Origin of the sequence: Vibrio rotiferianus (genome assembly GCF_002214395.1) — a bacterium.
Lineage (GTDB): Bacteria > Pseudomonadota > Gammaproteobacteria > Enterobacterales > Vibrionaceae > Vibrio > Vibrio rotiferianus.
The window spans coordinates 722,597-736,669 of record NZ_CP018312.1 but is presented as its reverse complement, the minus strand read 5'-3'; the positions used below and the strand labels follow the sequence as shown (position 1 = coordinate 736,669).

The 14,073-nt window shown below is 45.6% G+C and carries 14 protein-coding genes; all 14 read right to left on the bottom strand.

What is annotated here, in order from left to right:
• Nucleotides 1-4: 4 nt before the first annotated feature.
• The 14 genes from BSZ04_RS12505 to fliN all read right to left on the bottom strand — a co-directional run bounded on the left by BSZ04_RS12505 (nucleotide 5) and on the right by fliN (nucleotide 14,022).
• Nucleotides 5-1,120, bottom strand: coding sequence for a protein-glutamate methylesterase/protein-glutamine glutaminase (locus BSZ04_RS12505; RefSeq protein ID WP_010449588.1), 1,116 nt, complete (start codon nucleotides 1,118-1,120; stop codon nucleotides 5-7).
• A 28-nt stretch (nucleotides 1,121-1,148) separates the two neighbouring features.
• Complete coding sequence (locus BSZ04_RS12500) at nucleotides 1,149-3,371, bottom strand: chemotaxis protein CheA (RefSeq protein ID WP_088880500.1); 2,223 nt, start codon at nucleotides 3,369-3,371, stop codon at nucleotides 1,149-1,151.
• Between the two features lie 9 nt (nucleotides 3,372-3,380).
• A complete protein-coding gene (locus BSZ04_RS12495) occupies nucleotides 3,381-4,124 on the bottom strand; it encodes a protein phosphatase CheZ (protein ID WP_010449590.1) in 744 nt (247 codons plus the stop codon).
• Between the two features lie 115 nt (nucleotides 4,125-4,239).
• Nucleotides 4,240-4,608, bottom strand: coding sequence for a chemotaxis response regulator CheY (gene cheY / locus BSZ04_RS12490; protein WP_017635949.1), 369 nt, complete (start codon nucleotides 4,606-4,608; stop codon nucleotides 4,240-4,242).
• Between the two features lie 44 nt (nucleotides 4,609-4,652).
• On the bottom strand, nucleotides 4,653-5,387 hold the full coding sequence (locus BSZ04_RS12485) for an RNA polymerase sigma factor FliA (RefSeq protein WP_010449591.1): 735 nt from the start codon (nucleotides 5,385-5,387) through the stop codon (nucleotides 4,653-4,655).
• On the bottom strand, nucleotides 5,380-6,267 hold the full coding sequence (locus BSZ04_RS12480) for a MinD/ParA family protein (RefSeq protein ID WP_029561023.1): 888 nt from the start codon (nucleotides 6,265-6,267) through the stop codon (nucleotides 5,380-5,382). Before BSZ04_RS12480 ends, BSZ04_RS12485 begins: the two co-directional genes overlap by 8 nt.
• Nucleotides 6,268-6,281: 14 nt before the next feature.
• On the bottom strand, nucleotides 6,282-7,787 hold the full coding sequence (gene flhF, locus BSZ04_RS12475; protein ID WP_038884871.1) for a flagellar biosynthesis GTPase FlhF: 1,506 nt from the start codon (nucleotides 7,785-7,787) through the stop codon (nucleotides 6,282-6,284).
• Between the two features lie 26 nt (nucleotides 7,788-7,813).
• Nucleotides 7,814-9,913 (bottom strand): flagellar biosynthesis protein FlhA, encoded by a 2,100-nt coding sequence (flhA, locus tag BSZ04_RS12470; RefSeq protein WP_010449595.1) that lies wholly within the window; start codon nucleotides 9,911-9,913, stop codon nucleotides 7,814-7,816.
• Between the two features lie 196 nt (nucleotides 9,914-10,109).
• Nucleotides 10,110-11,240 carry a flagellar biosynthesis protein FlhB gene (gene flhB, locus BSZ04_RS12465; protein WP_010449597.1) on the bottom strand — a complete coding sequence of 377 codons (1,131 nt, stop codon included), beginning with the start codon at nucleotides 11,238-11,240 and terminating at the stop codon, nucleotides 10,110-10,112.
• 9 nt (nucleotides 11,241-11,249) lie between these two features.
• Complete coding sequence (fliR, locus tag BSZ04_RS12460) at nucleotides 11,250-12,032, bottom strand: flagellar biosynthetic protein FliR (RefSeq protein WP_010449599.1); 783 nt, start codon at nucleotides 12,030-12,032, stop codon at nucleotides 11,250-11,252.
• Between the two features lie 12 nt (nucleotides 12,033-12,044).
• Entirely contained in the window at nucleotides 12,045-12,314 is a 270-nt protein-coding gene (fliQ, locus tag BSZ04_RS12455) for a flagellar biosynthesis protein FliQ (RefSeq protein ID WP_005433008.1), read from the bottom strand.
• 26 nt (nucleotides 12,315-12,340) lie between these two features.
• On the bottom strand, nucleotides 12,341-13,210 hold the full coding sequence (gene fliP, locus BSZ04_RS12450) for a flagellar type III secretion system pore protein FliP (protein WP_010449602.1): 870 nt from the start codon (nucleotides 13,208-13,210) through the stop codon (nucleotides 12,341-12,343).
• Complete coding sequence (gene fliO / locus BSZ04_RS12445; protein WP_029561024.1) at nucleotides 13,197-13,610, bottom strand: flagellar biosynthetic protein FliO; 414 nt, start codon at nucleotides 13,608-13,610, stop codon at nucleotides 13,197-13,199. Before fliO ends, fliP begins: the two co-directional genes overlap by 14 nt.
• 1 nt (nucleotide 13,611) lies before the next feature.
• Nucleotides 13,612-14,022 (bottom strand): flagellar motor switch protein FliN, encoded by a 411-nt coding sequence (gene fliN, locus BSZ04_RS12440; protein WP_010449605.1) that lies wholly within the window; start codon nucleotides 14,020-14,022, stop codon nucleotides 13,612-13,614.
• Nucleotides 14,023-14,073: the final 51 nt, after the last annotated feature.

Here is a 14,073-nt window from a genome sequence, read left to right as displayed (position 1 = left end):
TTTCCTACGCTAAGCCAACTTCGACCAACATGCGCTCTGCAATACGTTCTAAAGGTAGGTCTTCTGTTGAAATCCCTGCTTTAGCGACGGCTTGAGGCATGCCATATACGACGCAGCTTTCTTCATCCTGCGCCCAAATTGTCGAGCCAGCAGACTTAAGCATGCGTGCACCTTCTCGACCATCTGCACCCATGCCGGTTAGCACCATTGAAAGTACTTTATCGCCATAAATTTTTGCAGCAGAACCAAAAGTAACGTCAACACATGGTTTGTAGTTCATTCGATCGCCGCCATCGATAATACGAAGGCGTGCGGCTCCCGCTCTACCATCCACCATCATCTGCTTACCACCTGGTGCGAGGTACGCTACACCAGCTTGCAGCACGTCGCCATCAGCCGCTTCTTTCACCTGAATCTTACACAGAGAATTCAAACGACTTGCGAAAGCTGCTGTGAACGTCGCTGGCATGTGCTGAATCAGAACAATTGGGTGTGGATAATTAACCGGCAATTTGGTGAGAATTTTCTGCAGTGCCACCGGACCACCTGTAGAGGTGCCAATTGCCGTTAGTTGATATTTCTTACCTGAAGCTCTGAACTTTGCCGCTACCGGTCGCCCAGTCGCTGGCGTCGCCGTTCCGTTAGTACGTAAAGCCGTTGGGCGAGAAGCTGTACTGCTTGGCGTCGCTGCAGGCTTTGCAATTGGGCGACGCATAAACGCGCGCTTGGCTGCAATCTGAATAACGCGCTGCTGTAGCAATGTCACTGCTTCATCACGGTTGCGAGCAATGTCTTCAAATTTCTTTGGAAGGAAATCAAGAGCACCTGCGTCCAACGCATCAAGGGTCGCTTTTGCACCATCATGCGTCAAAGATGAAAACATCAATATTGGCGTTGGTGCTGCCGCCATGATTTCGCGAACTGCGGTGATGCCATCCATCACCGGCATTTCGATATCCATTGTAATGACGTCGGGCTTTAGCGTTTTCGCTTTTTCAACGGCCTCTCGGCCGTTTACTGCAACGTCAATAACTTCAAGGCGCGATTCTGAATTGATGATCTCGCTTACGCGACGTCGAAAGAAACTAGAATCATCAACAACTAATACTTTAATCGCCATTTTTATCCTTTATATCTTTCTACTCAACTTAAATACGAGACGCAGCTGCGTATTGTTTGAGTAGGTCTGGCACGTCTAGAATCAATGCAATGTGACCATCGCTGGTAATCGTCGCACCCGCCATGCCTGGCGTGCCTTGTAGTAAGTTGTCTAGTGGCTTGATAACCACTTCTTCTTGACCTATTAAAGTATCCACTACGAAGCCAACTCGTTGACTGCCTAGCTGAACGATAACAACATGTCCATGGCCAGAACGCTCTGCGACTTTTGTGCCACGTTGCGCCAACCAATTCTGTAAATAGAACAGAGGAAGCGATTTATCACGTACGATAATCGTCAACTGACCATCAACAACGTTGGTACGACTTAGGTCAAGGTGGAAAATTTCATTAACCGATGCTAGCGGTAGTGCAAATGGATGCCCACCGACGCCAACCATTAGGGTTGGAAGAATTGCTAGCGTTAGCGGTACTTTGATGGTGATCTTCGTACCCTTACCTAGCTCAGAATCGATATCGATTGAACCATTCAAGGTATTGATCGCAGTCTTAACCACATCCATGCCAACACCACGACCTGAGATGTCTGAGATCTTCTCTTTACTAGAGAAGCCTGGTGCAAAGATGAGGTTGAAACACTCTTTGTCCGACAGGCGTGCTGCAGCATCTTCGTCCATCATGCCGCGTTTCACCGCGATACCACGAAGCTTATTCGGATCCATACCGCCGCCATCATCGACGATAGCCAGTTCGATATGATCACCTTCTTGAGATGCTGACAAGATCACTTTACCAGTACGAGACTTACCCGCCTTCGCTCGGTCATCAGGCATTTCGATACCATGGTCAACTGAGTTTCGTACTAAGTGGATTAGTGGATCCGCAAGCGCCTCTACAAGGTTTTTGTCTAGATCGGTTTCTTCACCGCGCATTTCCAGCACGATGTCTTTTTGTAAGTTACGCGCCAAATCACGTACAACACGAGGGAAGCGGCCAAATACTTTCTTGATCGGCTGCATACGTGTCTTCATCACCGCGCCTTGAAGGTCTGCAGTAACGACATCTAAGTTCGCAACAGCTTTCGACATTTCTTCGTCATTGCTGTTTAAACCAAGACTTAATAGTCGGTTACGAACCAAGACTAACTCACCAACCATGTTCATGATGGTATCAAGGGTTGATGTATCTACACGAACGGTCGCTTCAGCTTGAGGCTTTTTAACTGCAGGAGCCGCTGCTTTTGGCTCTTCTTTTACGGCAACGGGTTTTGCTTCCGGCTTAGGTGCTGGAGCCGGAGCTGAAACTGGTGCAGGTGCAACAGAAGGTTGAGTAGGTGCAGCTGGTTCGTTAGTTGAGTTTGCGGAAGCTGGTTTAGTCGCAAAATCAAGCTCTTCGATAGAAGGGCCTTTGCCTGAACCATGTAGCTCATCCAACAGCTTTTCAAACTCTTCATCGGTCATCAAATCACTGTCTGCAGATGGAGCTGTTGGCGCTGGCGTAGCTGGTTCTGGAGCTTTAGGTGTTTCAGGTTCAGTTGCAAAGCTTGATGCAGATGGGCTTTTACCAGCACCATGTAGTTCATCCAGTAGACGCTCGAACTCATCGTCTGTGATATCACCACTATCCACTGGTGCGTTTGCAACTGGTGCTGCTGCAGGCTGTGCAGCGTGTGCGCCTGGAGCACTACCTTTACCATGCAACTCGTCCAGAAGCTTTTCGAACTCGTCCTGCGTAATCTCATCAACAGAGCTTGCACTAACGCTTTCAACTGGCGCTGACACTGGTTCTGGAATAACGACTGGCTCAGGTTCAATAACAGGTTCTGGTTCAGCAACAGGAGCAACGGCGACCTCATCTTCAGACTCAGGTCGACATAGACGATGTAGCTCTTCAAGTAACGCCGGATCCGCGGCTTCTAGAGCATCACGATCTTGAACTGCTTGGAATTGAGTATTAACAGTATCCAGTGCTTTTAGCATGGTATCCATCAAACTCGGAGTTACGGAACGTTGGCCGTTTCGCAACACATCAAATACGTTTTCTGCACCGTGACAGGTATCAACCAGTTCGGCTAGCGACAGGAATCCCGCTCCACCCTTTACTGTGTGGAACCCACGGAAAATAGCGTTCAGTAGATCTTTATCTTCAGGGTTATTTTCTAACTCTACAAGTTGCTCAGACAGCAACTCCAGAATTTCTCCGGCTTCAATTAGAAAGTCCTGAAGAATATCTTCGTCTAAATCGTAGCTCATACGTTACCTTTAAAATCCAAGACTGGACAATAAGTCATCGACTTCGTCCTGCGATGAAACTGCATCTTCCCTCAATTCTGGGTGAAGAATTGGGCCTTCCGCTTCACTTGAGCATTTTTGCTTTGTGTCAGAAGCTTCAACAGGTTTGTTAGCTGTTTCTTCTTCTGGTTTGTTATTCGAAAAGACCGTCAATATTTCCACTAAACGCCCTTCCACCTCATTCACGAGTGTAATTACTCTGCGAATGATTTGACCGGTTAAGTCTTGGAAGTCTTGCGCCATTAGAATTTCGGTTAGTTGACCACGTAATTCTGTACTGTCACCTTCAACTTGAACGAGGAGTTCATCGATACGGTGGCAGAGGGCTTTAAACTCACTTAATTCAATTCGACCATGCATGAGTTCGTTCCATTGAGGACGAACTTGCTGTAAGCAGTTATTTAAGTTGTCCGCCATCGGTAGGCAACATTCCACTGCATCCATCGTCTTGTTTGCAGCCAGTTCAGTTTTCTCGATCACGTACTGGAGACGATCCCTTGCATCTGGGATTTCATCTTTAGCGATTTCCGTCATACGTTGATCGATATTGAACTGCTTCAATGAGTCATGAAGGTCACGTGTAAGAGTTCCGATTTCTTGAAGCATCGGATTTCCTTTCCCTTCATATATGGAAGCAACCAGCGCATCTGCTTGTTCTTGCTCTCCATTTTCTAATAACTGGACGAGAGACTTCGCCTGCTCTAGTGAGATCATCCTGAATAGACCCTTTTACGTTTTGCTCTTTCTAATTACTACATTATGTTAAGTGAGCCATCTATTTTTAGATTTAAAGTATTTGACGACTCAGCTAACGAGTAAAAGTAAGGACTTATAAACGTTCGAAAATTTTATCGAGTTTTTCTTTTAGTGTTGCCGCTGTAAATGGCTTAACGATGTAACCGTTAACGCCAGCTTGAGCAGCTTCAATGATCTGTTCACGCTTTGCTTCAGCTGTGATCATAAGCACAGGAAGATGCTTCAATTCAGCATCTGCACGAATGTGTTTTAGAAGGTCAATACCCTGCATTCCTGGCATGTTCCAGTCAGTTACAACGAAATCGAAGTCACCTTTTTTCAGCATTGGTAATGCAGTTAAACCATCATCTGCCTCTTGGGTGTTATTGAAACCCAAGTCACGAAGTAGGTTTTTGACAATACGGCGCATTGTTGAGAAGTCATCAACAATAAGGATCTTCATGTTTTTATTCAAAATTGCCTCCACTGAATCAAAAATCAGTGTTTTTAGTCATTTTGTGTCCACGCACTCAACTTAGTGCGTAAACGTTGCATCGCTTGGCTTAGTATTTGGCTAACGCGAGACTCACTCACACCTAATACATCACCAATTTCTTTCAAATTAAGTTCTTCGTCATAATAAAGCGAAAGTACCAAAGCTTCACGCTCAGGTAGCTGTTTTATTGATTCAACCAGTGCTTTTCTAAACGATTCATTAGCCACACCTTTGAATGGATTATTGTCATCCGAATCTTCGGCTGGCGTTATGACATCATCAGAGACGCCCAGATCTTCGATACCTATGAGCTTGGAGCAATTAATATCCGTCAACGCGTTATGGTATTGCTCTATTGTAAGCCCCATATGAGCCGCAACTTCAGCATCACTAGGATCTCGATTCAGCTGAGCCTCTAGCTCTGCTATCGCTTGATTAATCTCTCGATTATTTTTATGAACAGAACGTGGTACCCAATCCCCTTTGCGAATGTCATCTAACATCGCACCACGGATTCGAATACCTGCGTATGTTTCAAAGCTCGCACCTTTAGAACCATCATAATTCTGCTGAGCTTCGATAAGACCGATCATTCCGGCTTGGATTAAATCCTCAACCTGAACACTCGGCGGTAAACGGCCTAACAGGTGGTGAGCAATACGTTTGACCAGCACAGAATAACGTTCAATGAAAGCCTGCTGGCTATTGACGTTGCCACGCTGATCATAAGTAAGCGCTTTATTCACCAAAAGGGTCCTCTGAGAATTCATTACGATGCAGCAATCTTTCTACAAAAAATTCTAAGTGGCCACTTGGCGTTTTTGGAATCGGCCAAGTCAGTGCCTTGTTCGCTAATGAGCTGATTGCTAAAGCAGCTGGTGAGCGAGGAAAAGCATCCACTACGATTTTTTGCTTCTTAACTGCTTGTCGTACTTTATCATCTAATGGAATACATGCTACGAGTTCAAGGCTCACATTCAAGAATCGCTCTGTGACTAGCGTCAACTTTGCGAATAATTCTCTGCCTTCACGATAACTCCTGACCATATTTGCAACAACTTTAAAGCGTTGAACTTGATGTTCTTTGCTTAAAAGCTTGATCAGTGCATAAGCATCAGTGATTGAAGTTGGTTCATCACAAACGACTACAACCACATCTTGAGCTGCTCGTGAAAAACTGATAACCATATCAGAAATACCCGCGGCTGTATCAATCAGTAACACATCCATTTCATCTTCAAGGCTACCAAAAGCACGAATCAAACCCGCATGTTGAGCCGGTGACAATTCCGTCATGCTTTGTGTGCCTGAAGTTGCAGGTATTATCTTTATACCATAAGGACCTTCAACAATTGCATCTTTTAACTCACATTCGCCTGCAAGTACGTGTCCTAGATTACGTTTTGAGCGAATACCGAGCATAACATCGACATTGGCAAGGCCTAAGTCAGCATCGAGTACCATCACCTTTTTGCCTTGGCGTGCCATACAAATTGCCAAACCAAGTGTTACGTTAGATTTACCCACACCACCTTTACCACCCGTTACCGCAATAACTTTAGTGAGTGATGGCTGTGTTAAGCGACGGAGGCCGCTTGCTTGATCGTGTATCATATTCTCAGTCATAGTAGTCCGCCGCCCTAGAGTCCTTCGTTGTCACTATTCCAAAAGTGAGGTTCGTTCTCTGTCGACTTCTCTAACAGTTCGTTTGCTTTCGCAATCATGTATTTTGGTTGTGCAATCACAATGTCTTCAGGTACACGCTGTCCGTTTGCGATATACGCGACTGGCATTGCATTTTGAATAACTACGCTAATGAACTCGCCTAAGCTTAGGGATTCATCCAACTTAGTTAAAATGCAGCCAGACAATGGAATACGTTTAAAGTGGTCTAGTGTTTCTTGTAATACGCGTCGTTGAGCTGTCGCTGGCAATACAAGGTAACTGTGGATGACCTCTCCACTCTCTTGCATCAATGTATCCAGTTGCTCTGATAGACGAACATCACGTTGCCCCATACCTGCAGTATCAACCAAAATCAGACGTCTGTTTCGTAGTTGATATATAACATCGGCCAATTCATCAGAATCTTTAGCAACTCTTACAGGACAACCCATAATTCTGCCATATATTGACAGCTGCTCATGTGCACCAATTCTATAAGTGTCTGTTGTCACTAAGGCAACGTTGTCCGCGCCATACTCCATCGCAGCACGAGCAGCTAGCTTTGCCACTGTCGTCGTTTTACCAACACCAGTAGGGCCTAGCAGTGCGACAACACCACCACGTTTCAATATATCTTGGCGTGGTGTCGAAATCTGATCAGCGACCAGTGCTAGTAGAGCCTTCCACGCTCTTGAAGGTTTCGTGTCTTCTGGAATATAGCAAGCCATCTGGTCCGCTAGCTCCGGAGATACACCCATACGTTCTAACCGTTTAATCAGCATTGCTCGTAGAGGTTCACGGCGCTCAACTTCCTGCCACATAAGCCCAGAGACTTGATGCTCCAACAAACGACGTATCGATGTCATTTCTTCTCGCATGTTCTCGAGCTCACTTGGCGAATTATCTTTTTCGTCAGAAGGTCGACGGCGATCATAACGTGTCGGATCCAGCTTCGGACTAGGAGGACTGAATCGATCATCTTGAGCAATAAGCTTGGCCAGTGGCGAATCAGGCTGGTAAGGAGCTGGCTGGTTATAGTTCTCTCTGTGCTTAGTTTGTCTTTGCAACAGCGCTGATAACGAATCCTCATTTTCAGCCACATGGTCATCAGATTCCGACGCGCCATGGCTATACTGTTTGAGCATGTTCGCAAAGCGTTTTGTCATCGAACCCGATTTCTCGGTGCTGTTGTTCAAACTAATTTTGTCTTCATCTAATCGACGATCTTCAAAACGGCTCGCGGCGGCAGAAGACATTTGTTGATGTTCACTATAACGATTTGGTGTAGTAGAGCGACTAGGTAGCGCTTTTGCACTGCTCTCTCCAGCAGCTGCGTTGGACTCGCCATCTATCGCAGCTACGATCTCTACGCCACCCGCTACTTTCTTGTTCGACATGATCACCGCATCCGCTCCAAGTTGTTCTTTCACTTGAAGCAACGCTGAGCGCATATCTTTGGCAAAAAATCGTTTAATTTTCAAACTACGAATCCATTATAATGGGTTATTTAATTACCCACGGCTTGCACAATTCTGATCTGTTTTTCATCCGGGATTTCTTGGTATGAGAGCACCCTTAAGCTTGGTATTGTGTTTTTGACAAACTTAGCCAATGTTGAACGCAATACGCCAGAAGTCAGTAGAACTGCAGGTTCCCCCTTCAGCTCTTGTTCTTGTGTCGCTTGACTCAAGGAAGATTGCAGACGCTCTGCCAATCCTGGCTCAATACCTGCGGATTCTCCTCCTGAAGCCTGCATTGTCTGATGCAAGATTTGTTCCAGCTCAGGAATCAGTGTAATCACTGGCAACTCAGGCTCTATACCATTGATTTCCTGGACAATTAGTCGTTTAAGAGAGATGCGAACCGCTGCTGTTAGAATGTCAGGTTCTTGACTCTTACTTGAGTACTCAGCCAGGGTTTGGATGATGGTTCTAATGTCTCTAATTGGTACCGCTTCATTAAGCAAGTTTTGCAGCACTTTCACAACCACACCAAGTTGCAGTTGGTCAGGAACAAAGTTCTCTACCAGCTTAGGCGCACTTCGCCCAAGCATTTCAAGTAGGTTCTGCACCTCTTCATGCCCAATGAGCTGTGAAGCATTATTGGTTAGCAATTGGCTTAAATGGGTTGCGAGAACCGTTGAAGAGTCCACTACGGTGTAACCTAAGGCTTGAGCGTGTTCTCTCTGTTCTTCGCGAATCCACACAGCTTCGAGACCAAATGCAGGGTCAATTGTTGGTTCACCCTCGATCATGCCGTAAACTTGACCAGGGTTTATTGCAAGTTCTTGGTCTGGCTTGATTTCAGCTTCACCAACGGCAACACCCATTAGCGTAATACGATAGCTATTTGGCGTTAGTTCTAAATTATCACGTATGTGTACAGCTGGAATCAGAAAGCCAAAATCCTGAGATAGCTTTTTACGCACACCTTTAACCCGTTCGAGCAACTCCCCACCTTGGTCTCTATCCACTAGCGGAATCAAACGATATCCGACTTCTAGACCAATAATGTCCACTGGCTGCACATCATCCCAAGAGAGTTCTCGTTGAGAGATAGGTTCGTTCCCACCTTCAAGCTCTGCGGGCGGCTTGGGCTCTTTCGCTTTTTGTTTCTGCTTTTTATCTAGCCAATAAGCAGCGCCACCAGCAATGGCCGCAAGGGAGAGGAATGAGAAATGAGGCATGCCCGGAACAATACCCATAACACCTAAAATAGCCGCCGTGATCATCAGTGCTTTCGGGTTATCAAACATCTGGAAAATGAGCTGCTCGCCCATATCTTCATCAGTATTTTGACGGGTTACCATCATCGCAGCAGCGATTGATAGTAAAAGTGATGGTATCTGCGCAACAAGGCCATCACCAATCGTCAGCAGGGTATAGATTTGCATAGCTTCAGAGAAGCCTAAACCATACTGCGCCATACCGATGGATAAACCACCAATAATGTTGATGAATAGAATTAAGATACCAGCAATGGCATCACCTTTAACAAACTTTGACGCACCATCCATCGAACCATAGAAGTCGGCTTCTTTGGTAACTTCGAATCGTCTTGTTCTCGCCTGTTCTTGATCGATAAGTCCCGCGTTCAGGTCGGCATCGATGGCCATCTGCTTACCAGGTAAAGCGTCTAGGGTAAAGCGAGCACTAACTTCAGAAATACGACCTGCACCTTTGGTAACTACCATAAAGTTGATGATCATCAAGATTAAGAACACCACCAAACCAACAGCGTAGTTACCACCAATTACAACATTACCAAAAGCTTCAATAACGTTACCGGCTGCGTTACCACCTTCATGACCATAAAGAAGAACGACACGAGTTGACGCAACGTTCAGTGCTAAACGAAGCAACGTTGCAATAAGAAGTACTGTTGGGAATGCAGCAAAGTCAAGCGGACGTCGTGTGTAAACCGTAACCAATAACACCACCATCGCAAGCGCGATGTTGAAGGTAAAAAACATATCCAGCAAGAACGCAGGAATCGGTAAGACCACCATTGCAAGGGTGGCAAGTACCATTACTGGCGCGCCGATAGCCGGCATTGAACGCTGTGGTATTTTGGGCAGCTTATCTGCAAAAGGCAGGCTTAACTTCATATTTAGGTGGTGTCTCAGCTTTGATGTCTGCTCGTCTCGACGGGACGAGGGAGCGATAGCACTCATTCGTAAGTGCTAGGTATTGTTGTTGATAAACACGATTTAAGCAATCTGTGTACCAGCATAAACGCCAAAATAATGACTAAAGATCAAAGTAATTCTCAATCCTTTGATCTTTAGCTAATTTCCCTAAGCATTAATGTCGATATTCTGGGGGAATAGGTAACTCATAGTCCTTGAGTTTTGGTCTTTGTCCACCACGCTTGCGGTACTGCTTTAACTGGAATACGAAAGCGAGTACTTGTGCGACCGCGGTAAATAGTGCATCAGGAATCTGCTGTTCTAACTCAGTGGTGTAGTACAGTGCACGCGCTAAAGGAGGTGCTGGCACAATCGTAATGTCATGCTCTCTCGCAATCTCACGAATTTTCATCGCAATATGATCGGTTCCTTTGGCAACAACGACAGGCGCACGGTCTGTTTTTTGCTGATAACGAAGTGCAACAGAAAAGTGTTCTGGGTTGGTGACAATAACGTCAGCTTGCGGAACATCAGCCATCATTCTTCGTTGAGCGGCTTCACGTTGTAGCATTCGGATACGACCTTTAACCTCTGGTTTACCCTCCGTATCCTTGTACTCGTCTTTCACTTCTTGCTTGGTCATTTTAAGTTGGTCAGCGTGCTGCCAGATCTGAAATGGAATATCAATCGCGACAACTATCAATAGCGAACAACTGATCAGCAAGACGAAGTTCAGCAAGATATCGAGTGCATGGAAAATGTTTTGCGGATAAACATCCATACTAAGCTGAATCAAATCAGCCTGTGATGCTTGGATCAAGTAAATCGCCACCCCTGTCACCAAGCCAACCTTTAGGATTGATTTGACCAACTCAACCCAGCTTTGTAGCCCAACCATTCGCTTCAGGCCACTTAGTGGGTTCATTTTTGACAACTTAGGCATCGCCGCTTCTGCAGAAAAGCTGATTCCCCCCACGCCAGCCGCGCCAATCACCGCAGCAATAAAGAGCGTCAATAGGATCAGTAGCAGAGGTAGCAGTAAGGAAGTAAGAGCACCGCCCGCGATATCAAACAATTTGGCGACATCAAAGATTTCATCGCGCTTAAGAGCGAACAAGCGGCTCATGATAGAAAACAGAGCACGAGCCAAAGATTCACCGAACCACATTAAAGATACAGCACCGACGATAAGCACCGAGGCCGATGCAAGCTCTTTAGAACGAGCCACCTGCCCCTTTTCTTTGGCTTGTTGTAACCGTCGGGGGGTGGCTTCTTCGGTGCGTTCTTGACCGTCTGACTCTGCCAAACCAGCCTCCTAACAACTCAAGCGAATGAGGTTACAAATTTGCTCCTCACCCACTGTCCAATACAGTAAGTAGTGGCTATATAAGCCAGCCAAAATATACCAACACAACAACAAACCAACCATCAAAGCAAAGGCAAAACCGAGCGAAAAGATGTTTAGCTGTGGTGCGGCACGAGTCATTACACCGAAAGATAAGTTAATAGTAAGTAGCGCAATAATGCCAGATAAAGACATGCTCAATGCCGTTTTAAACATAATCCCCAACCAGCTTGCCATCTCTCTATAATCGACCGCATTCAGGCTGCCTGAACCAATTGGTAGAGTTTTAAAGCTAAACACCACCAGCTGTAGCATTTTAAGGTGCCCATCTGTTGCTAAGAAGAATAAGGTCGCCAAAAACATGAAGAGTTGACCAAGCAATGGGGTATTTTGACCATTAGCCGGATCGACCATCGATGCAAAGCCTAAACTCGACTGCATACCTAATATCTGGCCCAGCAGAACAAAAGTTTGAATCAAAAACTGAGTAACCATTCCCATTGCAACGCCAATAATGATTTGCTCAGCGATGGTCATGAAACCACGAAATGAGAGCAATTCAATATCTTGAGGAACTGCCGGAATAGCTGGCATCACGGCAAACGTAATCGCTAACCCGAGGTAAAGACGAATACGTGGCGAAACAAAGCGTGCACCAGTCACAGTCATTACCATTAACATTGAAGATATACGGACATATGGCCAAAAGTAATTGGCAATCCAATCCAGTACAATGTCAGTTGGGTATTCCATCACAATACCTTGTTAATAAAGCACTTGAGGCAAGCGCTCAATCAAACCAAAAAAGTACTCCATCAGCATTTGCGTCATCCAGTGACCAAATAGCATTAGGGCCAACAAGGTCACAATCAAACGTGGCAAAAAGCTCAATGTCTGTTCGTTGATAGACGTTGCCGCTTGAAAGATTGCCACGACTAAACCAATTAATAAGCTGGGAATAATGATGGCGCAGACCATGATCAGCACCATCCACAAAGCATCTCGGAAAAGCTCGACAAACATTTCAGGAGTCATAATTATTCCTCTTCAAATTTGCCCAGCTACAAAGCAAAGCTGCCCGCTAGGGTTGATAGTATTAAGTTCCAGCCATCAACTAACACGAACAACATTAGCTTGAATGGCAGGGATACAATCATAGGCGAGAGCATCATCATACCCATCGCCATCAGTACTGACGCGACCACTAAGTCAATAATAAGAAACGGAAGAAACAGCATAAAACCAATCTGGAAAGCTGTTTTAAGTTCAGAAGTGATAAAAGCAGGGATCAACACCGCCATAGACACATCTTCAGGGTTTGTCACTTCCGCCCCTGACATATTAACGAACGTTTCAAGGTCTTTAACGCGAGTCTGCTTGAGCATAAATGCTTTCATTGGCTGTTGTGCTGCATCAAAAGCTTCTCGCGCTGTGACTTGCTCGTTTAAATATGGCTGAATGGCTGTTTCATTCACTTCATTGAGTACTGGGGACATCACGAAAAAAGTAAGGAACAACGCAATACCAATAATGACCTGGTTTGATGGCGTTTGCTGCAAACCCATAGCCTGGCGCAGAATGGACATGACGACCACGATACGAGTAAAAGAAGTCATTAAAATGACCATCGCTGGCAAGAAGCCAAGCATGGTCATCAGAGCCAGAATTTGCAGCGTAACGGAATAATCTTCGCTGCCATCTGGATTGGTCGTCATGGTAAATGCCGGAATGCCGCCCGTGTTGGAAACCGATAACGAGTGGCTTGCACCTTTATCACTCTCCATCGCTTGCACTGTAACACTGCCTCCAGGGGCTAAGTTGGCGGGCAATGCGCCTTCTTCGGCTTGAGCGAACGCGGCTGACGACGTTAATAGACTTAGCATCAAGACAACAAGGCCGATGACCAGTCTAATTGGATTATCCTTTATCATTCTTTTTAATCAGTTGACTAAATTGACTAGCAAATGCATTGGTCGCCAACTCATCCTCTTTTAGCGGCTGTTCTAGTTTAGCCAGGGTTTGAATCGATTGACTGGTAATACCTACCAGAAATTGCTCTTCTCCGACTTGCACGACTGCGATACGCTCTTTCGTTCCTACAGGTAACTGGCTGACAATTCTTAAACCTTTTTGCTGCCCCATTGCTGGAACCTGCATACGCTTTAACAGCCATGCCAAAAAGATGATGACACCAATGACAAGAACCAATGAGCCCAATGTCGTCGCCATATCCAAACTATTTGGCGCAGCTGCAAATGCATAAGGAGCACTCAGCGCAAGGCTCAGTGCTCCTGTCATTTGCATCAACCGTGTATTGATTGAACTTCTCATACTAGCGTAGCTTTTTGATACGTTCAGTTTGGCTAATTACGTCCGTCAGACGAATACCAAATTTGTCGTTGACGACAACAACTTCACCATGAGCAATGAGTGTACCGTTCACTAACACGTCAAGGGACTCTCCCGCTAAGCGGTCCAGTTCCACGACAGAGCCTTGGTTTAACTGCAATAGATTTCGAATGCTAATCTGAGAACGACCGACTTCCATCGAGATAGTCACGGGAATATCCATGATGGTATCAAGCTTACGTCGCTCATCTTCAGAAATAGGCGCAGAGGTATCTTTCAACTCTTCTAATGGCGCTGCAAGCACTTCATCAACATCAATTGATGGTGCTGATGGATCTTCGCCAAGAGCTGCTGCCCATTCGTCAGCAAGTTTTTGATCGTCACTTGGTTCCATTATTGTGTCCTGTCTTAAATCTTCTTTGTTCTTCCACCTTCGCTATCAATT

Bases quoted from the DNA above. Each gene is read 5' to 3' on its own strand.
- flhA (WP_010449595.1), bottom strand. From the start codon at position 9,913: ATGAAGTTAAGCCTGCCTTTTGCAGATAAGCTGCCCAAAATACCACAG.
- fliN (WP_010449605.1), bottom strand. From the start codon at position 14,022: ATGGAACCAAGTGACGATCAAAAACTTGCTGACGAATGGGCAGCAGCT.
- BSZ04_RS12505 (WP_010449588.1), bottom strand. From the start codon at position 1,120: ATGGCGATTAAAGTATTAGTTGTTGATGATTCTAGTTTCTTTCGACGT.
- fliO (WP_029561024.1), bottom strand. From the start codon at position 13,610: ATGAGAAGTTCAATCAATACACGGTTGATGCAAATGACAGGAGCACTG.
- BSZ04_RS12480 (WP_029561023.1), bottom strand. From the start codon at position 6,267: ATGACTGAGAATATGATACACGATCAAGCAAGCGGCCTCCGTCGCTTA.
- fliR (WP_010449599.1), bottom strand. From the start codon at position 12,032: ATGGAATACCCAACTGACATTGTACTGGATTGGATTGCCAATTACTTT.
- BSZ04_RS12495 (WP_010449590.1), bottom strand. From the start codon at position 4,124: ATGATCTCACTAGAGCAGGCGAAGTCTCTCGTCCAGTTATTAGAAAAT.
- fliP (WP_010449602.1), bottom strand. From the start codon at position 13,210: ATGATAAAGGATAATCCAATTAGACTGGTCATCGGCCTTGTTGTCTTG.
- BSZ04_RS12500 (WP_088880500.1), bottom strand. From the start codon at position 3,371: ATGAGCTACGATTTAGACGAAGATATTCTTCAGGACTTTCTAATTGAA.
- cheY (WP_017635949.1), bottom strand. From the start codon at position 4,608: ATGAAGATCCTTATTGTTGATGACTTCTCAACAATGCGCCGTATTGTC.
- fliQ (WP_005433008.1), bottom strand. From the start codon at position 12,314: ATGACTCCTGAAATGTTTGTCGAGCTTTTCCGAGATGCTTTGTGGATG.